Consider the following 16971-nt stretch of genomic DNA (forward strand, 5'->3'; position numbering starts at 1 on the left):
TAAAATTTATTATATGCAATGTTTCATGTGAAACATTAGGTGTATTAACATAGTATTAGAATACTATACTTCCCTAATATCTGATTTAATAAATTATATATTATCACTTGATTTATAAGAATATAAATTTGCTGATAAAAGCTTTATATAGCTCTATATACATTTCTTTACCTACATGTTTCATGTGAAACAATAACTGTTCCGGCACTGCATTAGTAATATACTTTTATTAACAGCAGCTTTTGGAACTATATTTATTATCATCTACTATAAGAATCGAATTTTTCTTATTTAAGTATTTATATAGTTTTATTTGAATTTCTCTACCTACATGTTTCATGTGAAACTTTATATATACCTGTACAGCATTAAAATAATATACTTTATTATAGGTGATTTTTCGGAACAGTATTTATTATCGTCTACTCTAAGAATCAAATTTTTCTTATTTAAGTATTTATATGGTTTTATATAAATTTCTTTACCTACATATTTTATGTGAAATATTTACCCTTCCGGAAGTTGATATTTGTAAACAGATCTTATAAATAATGTTATATTCCTATATTTTAATAATTAAAATATACTGATGAAGATATCATATATTATATTTATTAATTATTTAGATTTACTACTGAATTAGATGTATTTATATAGGTACTGTATAAATATTATCATTAATATCTTTAATATAAAGTATGCTTCCATATCAATATTGTTTTCAAAGCAGATTCTATAATCAGCAGCTTTATAAATAAAAAATATATACATATATTTAAGCATTGAGATTTTCTTGAAAATATTTATTTTATATTATATAGATATTTATCTATATGTTTCATGTGAAACATTAAATTTGCTTTTATCAATATGCTCGATATTTTATTTTTCTCAATTTATTATTTATTAAAATATTTATGGTACAGCAGTACTGTAAAACATATATCATCCATTTAGCTGAATATATTAGTTACAGTTTGGCTACCATTTTTATTACTTTTATTTTATAATCTTAATCACACTTGATTTCAACTTTTCTTTAAACATCGCAGGATTTTACACAGTCCGCAAATACTTGTTTGCTCGCCCGGCGGGAGAACTGCGCTCAAACAAGTCACAGGTCGCTTAATCCTATATTTTTTTAAAGGGTTAAACGCTACAAGTATTGTAAAATTAAAAGCATTGATTTATGTCTTACCTGAACTGTAATATAAATTATTCAAATATAATTTTCTGCAAAATTCCTTACTATTGACATTATAAAAATCATAAATTTCCGATTGTAAATAAATAAAATTCCTATAATTATATTATAAAAATAAATAGTATCCTGATTGTATATAAATAAAATCTCTATAATTATATTAAAAAAATAAATAATATCCCTATTGTAAATAAATAGTATCCTGATAATTATATTATAAAAGTGAGTTAAAAATCATCCCCCAAACATTTAACATAAAACTTTATAAAACACCCCGGAATAAGTTCAATATTCCGGGGTTAACTCTTTTATTATATATGCTAACAGTTCTTTGCTTTTCACTAACTATAAATAATTCTTAGGTATTCTAATACCAATTACTTTTCCCACAAAATCTCCCCCGTTATAATATCATCTTAAATGTTTCACATAAAACATTTATAGTTTCATGTGAAACATTTTATTTTACTTAGTTTAATGGTTCCTTTGTAGGCAATCCGGCTTTTCGTGGGTATTTATTTGAAGTGAATTTTATTTTCTTTATATCAAGTAAAATTCTTTCTCCATATTCACCCAGTTCAAATTTTATAGAATCTTTTATTTCTCCACCCAATAACTTTATTGCATTTTTAGCCTCATTTACCTCTATATCATAGCCCTTTGATTTATATGATATAAAGCTTCCTCCTAGTTTTACCAGTGGAAGACAATACTCGGAAAGTGATGCCAGATTTGCAACTGCTCTGGATACACATATATCAAAACTTTCTCTATAATCCTTATTCCGTGCTATATCTTCAGCTCTTGAATGTATGGCATTTACATTTTCCAATCCCAGATTTTCACATACTTCCTGTATAAACTTTATTCTCTTATTTAAACTGTCTATCAATGTGAGATTTAGATTTGGAAATACTATTGCTAAAGGTATTCCGGGAAAACCTGCTCCTGTACCGAGGTCTGCGATATTATAATCCTTGCTGTCCAAATCCTTTACAATTTTTATTAATGAAATACTGTCTATAAAATGTTTATAGGTACATTCCTTTAATTCTGTAATAGAGGTCAGATTCATTACCTTGTTTTTTTCAATCAGACGTTCATAGAATCTATACAGCTTTTCTTTCTTATCATCTGATATATAAATACCCGGAATTTCACTTTCCAACAAGTATCTTACCATATCATTATACATTCTTTTTCTCCTTATAGGTCTCTAAATATACCAATAGTACTGTTATATCCGCCGGAGATACTCCGGATATTCTTGATGCCTGTCCGATGGAACTTGGTTTTACCTTACTAAGCTTTTGTACCGCCTCTATTCTAAGGCTGTTCACCTTGCTATAGTCTATATCTGCGGGAATTTTTTTATTTTCAAGCTTTTTAAATTGCTTTACCTGTGATTCCTGTCTTTTTATATATCCCTCGTATTTTATATTTATATTTACCTGATCTCTGACTTCTTTTCTCAGCTCTTTCCTGTTATCATCAATCTCCTTAGTGAGATCATAATTTAACTCCGGTCTTCTTATTACTTCTGCAAGATTTGCTGAAGTTTGAAGAGGTGTGGAGCCGTTTTTTACTAAGAATTCCTGTACTTTTAAATTTGCTCCGACATGGATGTTTTTCAATCTGTTTATTTCTTCTTCTATCTGTTTTTCTTTTTCAAGTAATCTCTGATATCTTTCCTCTGATATAAGTCCTATATCATAACCCAGTTTTGTGAGTCTGATATCCGCATTATCCTGTCTTAGAAGAAGTCTGTATTCTGATCTGGATGTCATCATTCTGTAAGGCTCATGACTTTCCTTAGTTACAAGATCATCTATCAGAACTCCAATATATCCCTGATCTCTACCTATCACTACAGGATCTCTTCCCAAAATCTTCATAGAAGCATTTATACCTGCCATAAGTCCCTGTACCGCTGCCTCTTCATAACCTGAACTTCCGTTAAACTGTCCGGCTGCAAACAGACCTTCAATCGCTCTAAACTCCAAACTGTCCTTTAACTGTCTTGCATCAATGCAATCATATTCAATAGCGTATCCGTTTCTCACTATTTCTACATTTTCAAATCCCTCTATGCTTCTGATCATTTCATCCTGAACATCCTCCGGAAGTGAACTGGAAAGACCTGATAAATACATTTCATTTGTATAAAGTCCTTCAGGCTCTACAAATATCTGATGCCTGTCTTTATCCGGAAATTTAACAACCTTATCTTCTATAGAAGGGCAATATCTCGGACCTGTGCCCTTTATTGCACCTGAAAAGAGAGGCGATCTGTCTATATTTTTTCTGATTATTTCATGTGTTTTCTCACTTGTATATGCAAGATAGCATTTTACCTGTTCCTTTTGTATACTTTCAGGATCGGTTTCAAAGGAGAAGGGAACTACAGGATTATCTCCATATTGTTCCTCCATAACTTCATAGTTTATGGTTCTGCCATCTACTCTTGCAGGAGTACCTGTTTTAAATCTGTTTAAATCTATACCGTATTCTATAAGAGAGGATGTGAGATGATTTGCCGACTTTAGACCATTCGGTCCTGTATATTCCGCCACCTCACCATATATACATCTTGCATTCAAATATGTTCCTGTTGCCAATATAACAGCCTTTGCATAATACTTACTTCCGGATATAGTTTCAACACCCTTACATATATTATCTTCAATAATCAACTTTGTAATTTCTTTCTGACATATACTTAAGTTTGGTGTATTTTCAAGAGTCTTCCTCATTTCCTTGGAATATTCCTGCTTATCAGCCTGTGCTCTGAGTGAATGTACCGCCGGACCTTTTGAAGCATTCAACATCTTGGACTGAATAAATGTCTTATCTATACATTTTCCCATTTCACCGCCAAGAGCATCAAGCTCTTTTACAAGATGTCCTTTAGAACTCCCTCCTATATTCGGATTACAGGGCATAAGTGCTATAGAATCAACACTTACAGTAAAAATTACCGTTTTTAATCCAAGTCTTGCACCTACAAGTGCCGCCTCGCATCCGGCATGACCTGCACCGACTACTACAATATCATATATTTTTTTTGTATTCATTTAATACCTCTTGTTTTAAATATAATTTTACGCAATTATATTACTTACCCATGCAGAACTTTGAAAATATTTCATTTACCACATCATCATCTACAGTCTCTCCAATGATCTCTCCAAGTGCTTCATAGCCATTAAGCAAATCTATTGTAAAGAAATCCTCTTCATATCCCTCATCAATACTTGATATACACATTTCAAGAGATTCCAAGGTCTCATTTATTATTTCCTGATGTCTTATATTTGTTATTATAACCTGGTCATTAAAATTTATCTCATTTGAAATAAATTTGGATTTTATTATATTTTCAAGTTCATCCACTCCTATATTTTCCTTTGCGGAAAATATAATAACATCCTTTGAACAGTATTTTTTTATATCTTCAACGCCTATCTTAAGTTCTTTATCAGACTTGTTTATAAGTATGATGGTATTCTTATTTTTTACGCTTTCAAGTAATTCGATATCTTCTTTATCAAGAGGCATAAGTCCGTCTATTACAACAAGATTTAAATCCGCATTATTACTTGCCTCTATAGCCTTTTGTACACCTATACTTTCCACCACATCATCTGTCTGTCTGATGCCTGCGGTATCTGTAATATTCAGGCTGATACCTGATAATTTTATATTTTCCGTCAATGTATCTCTTGTTGTTCCTGCAATATCCGTAACTATGGCTCTGTCTGTTCTTGAAAGAAGATTTAGAATAGAAGATTTTCCTGCATTCGGCTTTCCTATAATAACGGTATTTATACCTTCTTTTATAATACTTCCGTCTTTAAAAGATTTCTTTAAATATTCAATTCTTGTAATGAGCTTATTTACAATTTTTCTCAGCTTTTTACTGTATCCGTTGAGTGAGTAATGTTCAGGATCATCCAGTGCAGCCTCTATAAAGGCTATCTGTTCAAGTATCTTTGCCCTGATATCCTTTATATTCTCTGTCAGTGCTCCGCTTAATTGTCTGATACCTGCCTTTAATGCCAGATCATTCTTAGCCTCTATTATATCTATAACCGCCTCTGCCTGACTTAAATCCATTTTTCCGTTAAGAAATGCTCTCTTTGTAAATTCTCCCGGAAATGCCATTCTTGCTCCTGATGCAATCACAGCATGCAATATCTTTTCTAAAATCAGTATTCCGCCATGGCAATTTATCTCTACGGTATCTTCACCTGTGAAAGTCCTTGGTGCTTTCATAAGCATTACCAAAACTTCATCTATTATTTCTTCTTCAAAAAATATATGTCCATAGTTTATTGTATGTGAATCCGCTTCCCTTAAACTTTTTTTACCGCTGTATATCTTATCAGCTATACTTACAGCATCTTCACCACTTATTCTTATTATTCCTATTCCACTTTCTCCAAGTGCTGTTGCTATGGCAGCAATAGTATCTGTTCTCTTCATATTTCTCCCTTTATAAATAGTGGAAAATCCCTACTTTTTTACATTATAATCATAATTCTATAATATTACTACAGACTTCTGTATAAAATAAAAGAGGACCATCAATAACTATGTTATCAACAGCCCTCTTTCACAAGACTAGTTTTTATTGTATTTCCCTTCTAGGGCTTCTTTTATTTGATTTAAAATTTCTCTTAGGATAAACTGTTATATGTCTGAAAGGTTCTTCGCCCACACTCTTTGTAGATACCATATTATCTCCCTGAAGTGCAGCATGTATGATTCTTCTTTCATAAGCATTCATAGGCTCAAGCTCTGTAAATCTGCCTGTTTTCTTAACCTTTGCCGCAATATTTTTTGCAAGCAATTCCAGCTTATCTTTTCTTTTATTTCTATAGTTTTCAGTATCAAGCTTTATTCTTATATAGCTCTGACTGCTCTTATTTACAACAAGACTTAATATATACTGTAATGAATCAAGTGTCTGTCCTCTTTTACCGATTAGAACACCTAAGTCTTCTTCACTTTCTATCACTATAGAAAGCTCATTTGTTTTAAATGAAAAATTATATACAGCATGTGCAGGTAAGTCCATAGCTGCAAAGAAATCCTTTAGAAATTCATCAACTCTGTCTCTTATTTCCTCTAATTCATCATTGGTAAGTACTCGTCTGCTTGTTGTGTTGTTCTCTTCATCTTCTCCATAGAATCTTGTGTATTCATCTATCGACTCTACTTCCTCTGAGGCATCCTTTTTAACATGTACTTCCTCTACTGTAGAAGGTTCAGTCTTATGAGATTCCGACTTTTCTACTGCAGTCTCTTTTTTCTCTGCTTCCTTTTTTTCAATAGGAGATTTTTGTTCTCTTGGTTTTTCCTGTGTCTTTTCAACTGTTGATTTTTTCTTTACCGGGGTTTCAACAGACTTTTTTACAGTAACCTTTAGCGTCCATGGCTTTACACCGATAATCCCTAAAAATCCGTTTGTGCCTCTTTCAATAATCTCTACATCCACATTATCACTTGTGGTTCCAAGCTCTATCAAAGCCTTGGTTAAAGCTTCATCATAATTCCTTGCTGAAACTCTAGCACTGTCCATCTCAATCCTCCTATTTATTTTTCTTGGCATTTGCCTGCTTCTCATTATATTTGGCTACCATATTCGCCTTTGAAGCAAGAGAGCCCGGTTTTGCATCCTTATTATAATATTCTGTAGAATCCTTTATATTCTTGGCATTCACTTCATATTTTTTTGCTTTGTTTTCTTTTTCCTCTTTTTCAATCTCATCCATATGCTTTGCATTCTCAATCACCTTTTTATTGGCACTGAGAGCAGGAAGACCTTGCTTTGCTCTTTTTGCATTCTGCTTTGCAAGATTATTCTCTACCAGTTTATCGATATCCAAATCCTTTAACCTGTAGTTTACAAGCAACTGTACAACTGTTCTTGCAAGCGCTGAAGCAATCCAATATATACCGATACCTGCAGGAAAAGTAAAACAAAATACTACTGACATTATAGGCATTACAGTGTTCATACTTTGCATCTGTCTTGCCATTTCATTCTCATTATCGGCATTTTTTGGCTGGTTTACTGTCATTACCTTGGTTGAAATAAACTGTGTAACACCGGCAAGTACGGGAATTATCCATGCCACATTTATATTATTCATCCCCTGCCATGGCGCTACCGATAAATCTATTCCAAGGAATGAGTTCATCTGCTTTATAAGAGGAATACTTGTTTCAAGAACACTGCTCATATTTGGGAAGGTCTCTGACAAGGTTGTCCACTTTTCAGGAGTAAATTTATATAATAAATCTATCACCTTATTGGTAATTGTATAATCATTATTCTCTATAGGAAGCCTTACAGCTTTTGCCAACTCACTTATTTTATTTATATAATCAGGTTCCTTCATAAGTGATGTAGCTACGGTTTCAAATATACCACGAACACTTGTTACATACGCCGGTATTCTGTAAATAACCTGATAGAGTCCGAACAATATAGGCATCTGTATAAGAAGCGGAAGACAACCGCCTGTCATACTTGTACCGTACTTACTATATACCGCTCTGGTCTCGGCATTCATCTTCACTGCAGATTCATTATCCGTTTTTCCCTTATACTTATCCTGTATTGCCTTTACCTCAGGCTGTATTACAGCCATAAGTTTTTGAGACTTTTGCTGATTTATAGTCAATGGTATCATTATTATATTTATTACTATTGTAAAAACTATAATAGCAACACCAATATTTGTTATTCCAATATCAAATATCAGATTCATTATAAATCCAAGTATTTCGGCAAACCAACCTATAATAGGTGTAGTTGACTTTGTTAATAGCACAATGTCCAAGCTGATACCTCCAAAATTTTTATTAGATTTCTAATATTAACTTACTAAATTCCTTTATCTTATGGCACGGGATCATAACCGCCCTTTGCCAAAGGATTACATCTAAGTATTCTCCATATACTTAAAATTGTCCCTTTTAATATGCCATGCTTTTTTAAAGCCTCTATAGCATACTGTGAACAGGTGGGGGAATAAATACAATGTGTCCTTACCTTTAGCGGTGACAGGTATTTTTGATAGAATCTAATAAGCTTAATCATACCCTTTATTACTAAGCTGTTTATTTTCTTCAACATCTTCCTTATCCAGTCTATCTGATTTAAGCAAATGTAAATAAGCTTTTTCCAATTTATGATAATCACTTACATCTGCACCTACTCGTACTACTACTATTATATCCAATCCTTTTTTCTCTATCTTATTCAGCCTGAAAATCTCTCTGATTTTTCTTATAAATGTATGCCTTACTACGCTATTACCATTTTTTTTTGAAACCGATATCCCTATTCTATTATAAGACAATTCATTTCTATATACATACATTACAAGAGTTTTATTGGCATATGACTTTCCGTTCTTATACACCCTTTGAAAATCAGAATTACTTTTTAAAGAAGGAAAATTTTTCACACAAACTCCTCAAATGCAAACCTCATTTTGCATTCTATCGCTTAAATTAAAGGGATAGTCATAAGACTATCCCTAAGTAATCTTCGACAGATAAATCCTTTGCTACATAATGTAGCAATCATCTGTTTTTCGGCTATTGCCATATTTTTTTAAGCTGATAATCTAGCTCTTCCCTTTGCTCTTCTGGCAGCTAATACTTTTCTTCCGCCTGCTGAACTCATTCTTGCTCTAAAACCGTGAACCTTAGATCTTTGTCTTTTCTTAGGTTGGAATGTCATCTTCATGATCCTGCACCTCCTTACTTCTTCTCTTTTGCCTGGTCTTTTTTAAGTCTATGTTCTTTACTTTCCAAAGAACGCACCCTAATATTATATAAAAAGAAGCATTACAAGTCAATAGCTTTATCTCTCTTCGCTTATTTTTAATAGGGTTCCCGCTACTGCCAAAGTCAGTATCGAAGATACTATTGCTTCCGCTACACCCTGTGTTCCTATTATACCTACTATAACAAGAGGTAATTGTGTTAATTCTCTGCCTGTTGCACTTGCATAATGCTCTCCAAACAGAAAATAAATTCCGCTCATTACCAAAATAGTATTGGTTATCGCTGCCATAGCACCTGCTACCAATAATGCTATTTTTACTTTTCCTGTTTTTCTGATTGCCTTAAAAATAATTGCCGCCACTACACCTACAAGGATTCTTGGAACAAAGCATACTATTACCGATCTTATTCCTCCTGTATACCCTGCTATAGCCGGTGCAAACGGTGAAAAACAAAAGGATGTAGGATTTGGCATAAATGTATTTTTCCACATACTTCCAAGTCCGAATACAAATCCCAGCCCGGCACCTTCCTTAGCACCGAGTAAAATTGCTCCTATAGCTACAGTTACATGAATGATTGTAGCATTCATTATACCAAGCGGTATAAATCCCAAAATAGGTACCAATGTCTGAATAATAATTATTGCTATAAAGATAGCCATGATTACCATTCTTTTTGTCTTTTGATAAGAATCTCTCTTCATCTTTTTCTCCTCTCGCTACTATTCCTAAACGGATATAATGCAAGTAATATTATATTATATAAAGCCCTTTTTTATCAATATTTTTATTTAGAAATTCTGCTAAAAACATATATTTTTATTTATAGATTTTAGATGTGTAAACTTACTTATAAACAAATATATTATATCGACATAGAAAGCTTTTTACTCAAGAATATTCATTATATAGAAGATAAATTTTTAAAAAATTCGCAGTATAAAAAATCTTTTCAACATAATTATCCACATTTTTTATTTTATATTGATTTTTAAAAGTTTAAATAATCTCAAAATACTTATCAACATTTTGTTGATAGCTTGTGGATAATATTATTCTCTTTTATGTTGATATCTCTTATAAGCCTTTATTTTAAAGCTTTTTCTTTGTCAACATCATTATCAACACTCTGTGTACAACCTGTTTTATCTTCACTTTTTCTGTATTTAAAACTGCTGATAAGTTTTAAATATATTTTAATCCACCACTTTATCCATATTTTTGTGAACATCTATGTGGATAATTTCATTTTCTACATTTTCTTTACATTGCTATGAATATTATTTTTTGATATACTTTACATAGTTTACAATTATCCTAGAAGGAGTAAAAAGGATGATAGATAAGATTAAATCCAGTTGGGAAGAGATAATCACTTTTTTAAGGGATGATTATGAGCTTTCACCTGTATCATATAATACTTGGATAAAACCGATGATTCCCACATCCATTGAAAAGGATGCAAAGGGAATTTATACTTTAATTATCACTGTTCCTTCACTGCCTTTTAAAACTTATGTTACAAAAAAATATTCCTTATACCTTTCGGTATCGATTGAGGAAGTAACTTTAATAAAATGTAATGTTGTTTTTATAGAAAAATCAGAGCAGGAAACTAAAAAAAGTCAGAATATATTGATAGATAATAAAAGGCATCCGGTCAATAATATCAAGTTATTAAGTGCAAATCTGGATCCGTTATATACTTTCGATACATTTGTAGTCGGAAAAAGTAATGACTTGGCACATGCCACCGCTATCGCTGTAGCTGAATCTCCCGGCAGCCAAAATCCCGGGGAGCATTATAACCCCTTCTTTATATATGGAGGTGTAGGACTTGGAAAAACCCACTTGATGCATTCCATTGCTCATTATATATTGGAGCATAATCCCGATTCCATCATCCTATATGTAAGTAGTGAAAAATTCCTGAATGAATATATTGATGCATTAAAAAACAGCAATCTGCAGGAGTATCGCTCCAAATACCGCAATGTAGATGTACTTCTTATTGATGATATCCAATTTATCGGAGGTAAGGATGCTATACAGGAAGAACTCTTCCATACATTTAATGCATTGTATGAACAGAAAAAACAAATAATTCTTTCTTCAGACCGACCTCCTATGGAGTTAAAAAACCTTGAAGAGAGGCTTCGTTCCAGATTTGCCTGGGGCGTGGCTGTGGAAATTTTTTCTCCGGACTTTGAAACAAGAATGGCAATTCTTAGAAGTAAGGAAGAAAGAGACGGAAAAAATATAGATAATGAGGTTATTCAATTTATTGCTACAAATATAAAGAGCAATATCAGAATGCTTGAAGGCGCTTTAAATAAATTATATGCAATGAGCAGGCTTAATAAAAATCAGGAAATTGATATAGATCTTGCAAAGTCTGTATTAAAAGATATGATTACACCTGATGCGCCTACCAAAATAACCTCTGAGTATATTGCAACCGTAGTTGCCGACCATTTTAATATTACCGTGGCTGAATTAAAGGCAAAGGGCAGGAAGGAACCTGTTGCAACCGCAAGGCATATTACGGTTTATCTGTGCAGGAAAATGACAAATGATACCCAGACTAAAATCGGTCAGTTCTTAGGTGACAGAGATCACTCCACAATAGTCAATTCCGAGGATGTTATCACAAGAAGAATTGTATCTGATAATGAACTCAATCAGACTATTGAAACTATCAAAAAAAAGATTTCTCCACAGTAATCAAGATTATACGGGTATTTACCAAACATGGCGATGTTCATAAAAATCGACCAAAAACACAGTGTTTACAAGGCTTTTAAGACTTTTGCACTTATCCACATACTATAATAATACTAATACTAAAATTTATTTAATTATTTATCATGGCGAATGACTTGCCTTTTAAGTCAAAAATCGCAACCGGAGGCAAAATGAATTTAAAATTTCAAAAAGCACAATTAGTCAATGCCCTGGGTATAGCAATGAAAGCTGTATCTACAAAGACTTCAAGTGTTATTTTAGAATCAATACTTATAACTGCAAAGGATAACAGAGTATTTTTGGATGCTACAGATACCGAACTGTCAATTCAAACAGAGGTGGATGGCATTATAGTAAATCCGGGAGGGGTGGTGCTTAATGCAAAACTGTTTTCCGATATTGTAAGAAAGTTTGAAAATACGGATTCACTGATTGAACTGGATGTAGATAAGGAATTTAAGACCACCATCAGATGTGAGCAGGCTGTTTTTAATATTATGGGCATAGATCCGGTGGAATTTATACCTATGCCGCAAATTGATAAGGATGATTTTATTAAGCTTTCACAATTCAGTCTAAAAGAAGTTATCAGACAGACAGAGTTTTCCACAGCTATAAGTGATATAAACCGTATGATGGGTGGAGAACTTATTGATGTGAAGGATACTATAGCAAAATTTGTTACTCTCGACGGGCATAGAATGTCTATCAGAAATATAGAGTTAAACGGCGATTTTAAAAATCAAAGATGCGTTGTTCCGATCAAATCCTTACAGGAAGTTATGAGGATAATTGACAGTGATACTCAAAAGTATGTGAGTATTTATTTTTCAAAGGATCATATACTGTTTGAATTTGATAAAACTTTGGTACTTTCAAGAATTTTGGACGGTGAATATTTTAGAATCGAAACAATGTTATCAAATGATTATGATACGAAGGTAACTGTGAGCAGAAACAGATTGCAAAGTGCTATAGAGCAGGCAATGATCCTTATCAGGGAAAATGAGCATAAGCCTTTGATAATGGAGATTGAAAGCAGCTTGCTTACACTGTCTGTAAATTCTTCGCTTGGATTTATGGATGCTAAAGTTAATATTGAAAAAAGCGGAAATGATTTAAAGATCGCTTTTAATCCGAAATTTTTGGTGGATGCATTAAAGGTTATTGATGATGATTTTGTAAATATTTATTTTACAAATGCAAAATCCCCATGTTTTATAAGGGATGATAAAAATACCTATACATACCTTATATTGCCGGTGAATTTTGTCGGATAAAAAGTTTTAGAACAAGTAAGGATAAAATATGCAAGAAGTTAGAATTAGAGATGAATATATAAAGCTTGAGCAGGCTATGAAACTTGCAGGTGCCGTATCCATGGGCTCAGAAGCCAAGATGGTTATACAGGCAGGTGAGGTTTTGGTAAACTCCGAGGTAGAGCTTAGGAGAGGTAAAAAGCTTAGAGACGGCGATATATTTACATACGAGAATAATGATTATCGAATCGTTGGAGCTTAAGGATTATAGAAACTATGAGAATTTGGATATAAAGCTTTCAAGCGGTGTAAATATATTTTACGGTGATAATGCGCAGGGAAAGACAAATATTTTGGAGTCAATATATCTTGCCACCACTTCGAAGTCTCATAGAGGAAGTAAAGATAAAGATATTATAAAATTCGGAAGCAATGAATCGCATATTAAGCTGATGATAGAAAAAAACAGCTCGTCTGTAAGGCTTGATATGCATTTGAAAAAAAGTAAGTCTAAGGGAGTTGCAATAAACGGTATTCCGATAAGAAAGCTCAGTGAGCTTTTCGGTACCTGCAATGTTGTATTTTTTTCTCCTGAAGATTTGAATATTATCAAGAGAAGTCCTAAGGAAAGAAGAAATTTTGTGGACATGGAACTTTGTCAGTTAAATAAGCTCTATGTTTCCACTTTGGTTACCTACAATAAGGTGCTTGATCAGAGAAACAAGCTTTTAAAAGAAATCGGTTTTAAGAGCGGTGTTGAGGATACTTTGGATATCTGGGATATGCAACTTGTGAAGTACGGTAAGGATTTGATTGCTTATAGAGAAGCCTTTATAAAGGAATTAAATGAGGTCATTTACGGTATACACTCTTTACTCTCAGGTGGTGAGAAGATAAATGTAGTATATGAAAAGAATGTTGAAAAAGATGATTTTGAAGAAGAACTGAAAAAATCAAGAACAAGTGATATAAGGTATAAGACTACAAATGTAGGACCACATAGAGATGATTTTTCATTTTTTCTAAACGGAGAAATGGATTTGAAAAAATTCGGCTCACAAGGTCAACAAAGAAGTCTTGCATTATCATTAAAATTATCCGAGATAGAGCTTATAAAATCAAGATACGGAGAATTTCCGGTACTTTTACTGGATGATGTATTATCCGAGCTTGACGGAAAAAGACAGTCTCATCTTTTGGAGTCCATAAAACATATTCAAACTTTGATTACCTGTACAGGTGTTGAAGATTTTTTGAATAAATCTTTGGATATTGGAAAGGTATTTAAAGTAACAAATGGTACAATAAAAGAAAGTGAATATAATTAAATAATTGTATACAAGGATTTTATAAAATTGTTTAAATTTTGAGTAATAAAAAAATCCTTTTTTGTGGTGTTATGTGGATGTAAATAAAAATAAAAAACTCACACCTTGTTAAAAACTAATAAAAATACAGAATGCAAAAATGATAATATATAAAAAAATAATGTTAAAATCTTCGTAAAACTCTGTTAAAATTTGCAACCTTCAAAATTGTGTGTTATATTATCACACATAAATTCACACATGTATATTTATAAACTGATTTCGGAGGTAATATTCAATGACAAAAAAGAGAATTAATACATTCATAGGATCTATAGGAGCATTTATCGGAGTTTTAGTATTCTTATCTTATATACCGCAAATTATAGCAAATATAGGTGGTGAGAAATCTCAACCGCTGCAGCCGCTTGTAGCGGCAATATCTTGTTTGTTATGGGTTATATATGGCTTAACAAATGAACATAAAATAGATTATATCCTTATTATACCGAATGCGGCAGGTGTAGTTTTCGGATTTTTGACTTTTATAACAGCTTTGTAATAATGTATATTTTAGGGGTGCGTGGCACCCCTTTTTTCTTATTTATATGTAGTAATTTTATTCCACATTTTCAAAAAAAATGTTATAATATATCGATATGACATTAAGAGTAAATTTTCCTGAGAATGTATTCTCAGATGATTTAAAGGAGATAGTATGAGTACAGAGTATGATGCATCCCAAATTCAAATACTGGAAGGTTTAGAGGCCGTTAGAGTAAGACCCGGAATGTATATTGGTTCAATATCATCAAGGGGTCTTCATCATCTTGTTTATGAGATAGTAGATAACTCTGTAGATGAGGCTCTTGCAGGATTTTGTACCGAGATAAAGGTAAAAATAAATGAAGATAATTCAATCACTGTAAGAGATAATGGTAGAGGTATACCGGTAGACATTCAGCAAAAGGCAGGAAAGCCGGCGCTTGAGGTAGTATTTACAATACTGCATGCCGGGGGAAAATTCGGTGGCGGAGGATATAAGACCTCAGGCGGACTGCATGGAGTAGGTGCATCTGTAGTAAACGCATTATCTACATGGCTGGATGTAAAGGTTTATAAAGATTGTAAAATCTATCATATGAGATTTGAAAAAGGAAAAGTTGTTGAGGATATAAAGGTTATAGGTGAATGTTCACCGGAGGAAAGCGGAACTGAAGTCAGCTTTTTACCGGATGCAACTATATTTGAAGAAACCGTATATGACTTTGATATATTAAAAGTAAGACTTCGAGAAACAGCATTCCTTACAAAGGCATTAAAGATTACTCTCATAGATAAAAGAGCAGAAAAAAGAGAAATGTCCTTCCACTACGAGGGCGGTATCAAGGAATTTGTTACTTATCTCAATAAAAGTAAATCACCGATATATGAAGATGTAATATATTGTGAGGGTATAAAAGAAAAGGTGGTAGTTGAAGTTGCAATGCAACATAATGATACCTATACCGAAAGTATATATACCTTTGTAAACAATATAAATACTCCGGAGGGCGGAACACATCTTTCAGGCTTTAAAAATGCACTTACAAAAACTTTTAATGAGTATGCCAGAAACAATAAATTGCTGAAAGAAAATGAGGAGAATCTTTCCGGAGAAGATATCAGAGAGGGGCTTGTAGCTATAATTTCAGTAAAGATACAGGATCCGCAATTTGAAGGTCAGACCAAGCAAAAGCTTGGAAACTCTGAAGCACAGACTGCGGTAAATGCTGTAGTAAGTGAGCAGCTTACTTATTTCCTTGAGCAAAATCCGGGAGTTGCAAAGCTTATAAGTGAAAAGGCTATTACCGCACAAAGAGCAAGAGCCGCTGCAAGAAAGGCAAGAGATCTGACAAGAAGAAAGTCTGCACTTGACGGTATGAGCTTGCCCGGCAAACTTGCTGATTGTTCAAGTAAAAATCCTGAGGAATGTGAGATCTTTATAGTCGAGGGAGATTCTGCGGGCGGTTCTGCAAAATCTGCAAGAAAAAGAGATACTCAGGCTATATTGCCGCTTAGAGGAAAGATACTGAATGTAGAGAAGGCAAGGCTTGATAAGATATATTCAAATGCAGAGATAAAAGCAATGATTACGGCATTCGGTACAGGTATACAAAAAGATTTCGATATCAGCAAGCTTCGCTACAATAAGATCATTATAATGACAGATGCTGATGTGGATGGAGCACATATCGATACTTTGATGCTCACATTTATATACAGATTTATGCCCGAGCTTATAAAGGAAGGTCATGTATATCTGGCACAACCTCCTCTATATAAGCTTGAGAAGAATAAAAAGGTATGGTATGCATACTCTGATGAAGAGCTTGACAATATATTAAAAGAAGTTGGAAGAGATCAAAATAATAAGATACAAAGATATAAAGGTCTTGGAGAGATGGATGCTGAGCAGCTTTGGGAAACCACAATGGATCCCGAGCGAAGAGTATTAAAAAAGGTGGTACTTGATGATTCGATGCTCTCAGAAACGGATATTACATTCAATACTTTGATGGGAGACCAGGTAGCTCCAAGAAGAGAATTTATAGAAGCAAATGCAAAGTATGTATCGAATTTGGATATTTAAAAAGGTAGGTTAAAAT

At 33.0% G+C, this 16971-nt stretch carries 16 protein-coding genes; 6 read left to right on the forward strand and 10 right to left on the reverse strand.

Going from position 1 to position 16971, the window contains the following annotated elements:
- Positions 1 to 1673: 1673 nt before the first annotated feature.
- From rsmG to J4O15_RS04090, 10 genes are all read right to left on the reverse strand, one after another.
- Positions 1674 to 2399, reverse strand: coding sequence for a 16S rRNA (guanine(527)-N(7))-methyltransferase RsmG (gene rsmG / locus J4O15_RS04045; protein ID WP_208099802.1), 726 nt, complete (start codon positions 2397 to 2399; stop codon positions 1674 to 1676).
- Positions 2392 to 4278 carry a tRNA uridine-5-carboxymethylaminomethyl(34) synthesis enzyme MnmG gene (gene mnmG, locus J4O15_RS04050; RefSeq protein WP_208099803.1) on the reverse strand — a complete coding sequence of 629 codons (1887 nt, stop codon included), beginning with the start codon at positions 4276 to 4278 and terminating at the stop codon, positions 2392 to 2394. Before mnmG ends, rsmG begins: the two co-directional genes overlap by 8 nt.
- A 40-nt stretch (positions 4279 to 4318) precedes the next feature.
- On the reverse strand, positions 4319 to 5689 hold the full coding sequence (gene mnmE, locus J4O15_RS04055) for a tRNA uridine-5-carboxymethylaminomethyl(34) synthesis GTPase MnmE (RefSeq protein ID WP_208099804.1): 1371 nt from the start codon (positions 5687 to 5689) through the stop codon (positions 4319 to 4321).
- A 145-nt stretch (positions 5690 to 5834) separates the two neighbouring features.
- Complete coding sequence (gene jag, locus J4O15_RS04060) at positions 5835 to 6788, reverse strand: RNA-binding cell elongation regulator Jag/EloR (RefSeq protein WP_208099805.1); 954 nt, start codon at positions 6786 to 6788, stop codon at positions 5835 to 5837.
- A gap of 10 nt (positions 6789 to 6798) precedes the next feature.
- Entirely contained in the window at positions 6799 to 8055 is a 1257-nt protein-coding gene (locus J4O15_RS04065; RefSeq protein WP_208099806.1) for a YidC/Oxa1 family membrane protein insertase, read from the reverse strand.
- 59 nt (positions 8056 to 8114) lie between these two features.
- A complete protein-coding gene (gene yidD, locus J4O15_RS04070; RefSeq protein WP_208099807.1) occupies positions 8115 to 8351 on the reverse strand; it encodes a membrane protein insertion efficiency factor YidD in 237 nt (78 codons plus the stop codon).
- Positions 8308 to 8685 carry a ribonuclease P protein component gene (gene rnpA, locus J4O15_RS04075; protein ID WP_208099808.1) on the reverse strand — a complete coding sequence of 126 codons (378 nt, stop codon included), beginning with the start codon at positions 8683 to 8685 and terminating at the stop codon, positions 8308 to 8310. The genes yidD and rnpA overlap by 44 nt, the downstream gene beginning before the upstream one ends.
- Before the next feature lie 149 nt (positions 8686 to 8834).
- Positions 8835 to 8969 (reverse strand): 50S ribosomal protein L34, encoded by a 135-nt coding sequence (gene rpmH, locus J4O15_RS04080; RefSeq protein WP_007594921.1) that lies wholly within the window; start codon positions 8967 to 8969, stop codon positions 8835 to 8837.
- A gap of 117 nt (positions 8970 to 9086) precedes the next feature.
- The gene (locus tag J4O15_RS04085) at positions 9087 to 9716 is read right to left on the reverse strand and encodes an ECF transporter S component (protein WP_208099809.1); all 630 of its coding nucleotides are present in this window, start codon (positions 9714 to 9716) and stop codon (positions 9087 to 9089) included.
- A gap of 383 nt (positions 9717 to 10099) precedes the next feature.
- Positions 10100 to 10243 (reverse strand): hypothetical protein, encoded by a 144-nt coding sequence (locus J4O15_RS04090; RefSeq protein ID WP_156791599.1) that lies wholly within the window; start codon positions 10241 to 10243, stop codon positions 10100 to 10102.
- Between the two features lie 104 nt (positions 10244 to 10347).
- On the opposite strand from J4O15_RS04090, the gene dnaA reads away from it, so the two are divergent.
- From dnaA to gyrB, 6 genes are all read left to right on the forward strand, one after another.
- Positions 10348 to 11736, forward strand: coding sequence for a chromosomal replication initiator protein DnaA (gene dnaA / locus J4O15_RS04095; RefSeq protein ID WP_009221220.1), 1389 nt, complete (start codon positions 10348 to 10350; stop codon positions 11734 to 11736).
- Positions 11737 to 11927: 191 nt separating this feature from the next.
- Complete coding sequence (gene dnaN / locus J4O15_RS04100; RefSeq protein WP_208099810.1) at positions 11928 to 13037, forward strand: DNA polymerase III subunit beta; 1110 nt, start codon at positions 11928 to 11930, stop codon at positions 13035 to 13037.
- Positions 13038 to 13065: 28 nt separating this feature from the next.
- On the forward strand, positions 13066 to 13278 hold the full coding sequence (locus tag J4O15_RS04105) for an RNA-binding S4 domain-containing protein (protein WP_009221218.1): 213 nt from the start codon (positions 13066 to 13068) through the stop codon (positions 13276 to 13278).
- Positions 13253 to 14344 carry a DNA replication/repair protein RecF gene (gene recF / locus J4O15_RS04110; protein WP_009221217.1) on the forward strand — a complete coding sequence of 364 codons (1092 nt, stop codon included), beginning with the start codon at positions 13253 to 13255 and terminating at the stop codon, positions 14342 to 14344. Before J4O15_RS04105 ends, recF begins: the two co-directional genes overlap by 26 nt.
- A gap of 277 nt (positions 14345 to 14621) precedes the next feature.
- Positions 14622 to 14885 (forward strand): SemiSWEET family transporter, encoded by a 264-nt coding sequence (locus J4O15_RS04115; RefSeq protein WP_007594929.1) that lies wholly within the window; start codon positions 14622 to 14624, stop codon positions 14883 to 14885.
- Positions 14886 to 15041: 156 nt separating this feature from the next.
- Positions 15042 to 16955, forward strand: coding sequence for a DNA topoisomerase (ATP-hydrolyzing) subunit B (gene gyrB / locus J4O15_RS04120; protein ID WP_208099811.1), 1914 nt, complete (start codon positions 15042 to 15044; stop codon positions 16953 to 16955).
- The last annotated feature ends 16 nt before the right edge of the window (positions 16956 to 16971 follow it).

Source organism: Lachnoanaerobaculum sp. Marseille-Q4761 (assembly GCF_017565785.1).
Lineage (GTDB): Bacteria > Bacillota > Clostridia > Lachnospirales > Lachnospiraceae > Lachnoanaerobaculum.

Excerpts from the sequence above, each read along its gene's own strand:
- rsmG (WP_208099802.1), bottom strand. The coding sequence starts at position 2,399 with ATGTATAATGATATGGTAAGATACTTGTTGGAAAGTGAAATTCCGGGT.
- mnmG (WP_208099803.1), bottom strand. The coding sequence starts at position 4,278 with ATGAATACAAAAAAAATATATGATATTGTAGTAGTCGGTGCAGGTCAT.
- mnmE (WP_208099804.1), bottom strand. The coding sequence starts at position 5,689 with ATGAAGAGAACAGATACTATTGCTGCCATAGCAACAGCACTTGGAGAA.
- jag (WP_208099805.1), bottom strand. The coding sequence starts at position 6,788 with ATGGACAGTGCTAGAGTTTCAGCAAGGAATTATGATGAAGCTTTAACC.
- yidD (WP_208099807.1), bottom strand. The coding sequence starts at position 8,351 with ATGTTGAAGAAAATAAACAGCTTAGTAATAAAGGGTATGATTAAGCTT.
- rpmH (WP_007594921.1), bottom strand. The coding sequence starts at position 8,969 with ATGAAGATGACATTCCAACCTAAGAAAAGACAAAGATCTAAGGTTCAC.
- J4O15_RS04085 (WP_208099809.1), bottom strand. The coding sequence starts at position 9,716 with ATGAAGAGAGATTCTTATCAAAAGACAAAAAGAATGGTAATCATGGCT.
- J4O15_RS04090 (WP_156791599.1), bottom strand. The coding sequence starts at position 10,243 with ATGTTCACAAAAATATGGATAAAGTGGTGGATTAAAATATATTTAAAA.
- dnaA (WP_009221220.1), top strand. The coding sequence starts at position 10,348 with ATGATAGATAAGATTAAATCCAGTTGGGAAGAGATAATCACTTTTTTA.
- dnaN (WP_208099810.1), top strand. The coding sequence starts at position 11,928 with ATGAATTTAAAATTTCAAAAAGCACAATTAGTCAATGCCCTGGGTATA.
- J4O15_RS04105 (WP_009221218.1), top strand. The coding sequence starts at position 13,066 with ATGCAAGAAGTTAGAATTAGAGATGAATATATAAAGCTTGAGCAGGCT.
- recF (WP_009221217.1), top strand. The coding sequence starts at position 13,253 with ATGATTATCGAATCGTTGGAGCTTAAGGATTATAGAAACTATGAGAAT.
- J4O15_RS04115 (WP_007594929.1), top strand. The coding sequence starts at position 14,622 with ATGACAAAAAAGAGAATTAATACATTCATAGGATCTATAGGAGCATTT.
- gyrB (WP_208099811.1), top strand. The coding sequence starts at position 15,042 with ATGAGTACAGAGTATGATGCATCCCAAATTCAAATACTGGAAGGTTTA.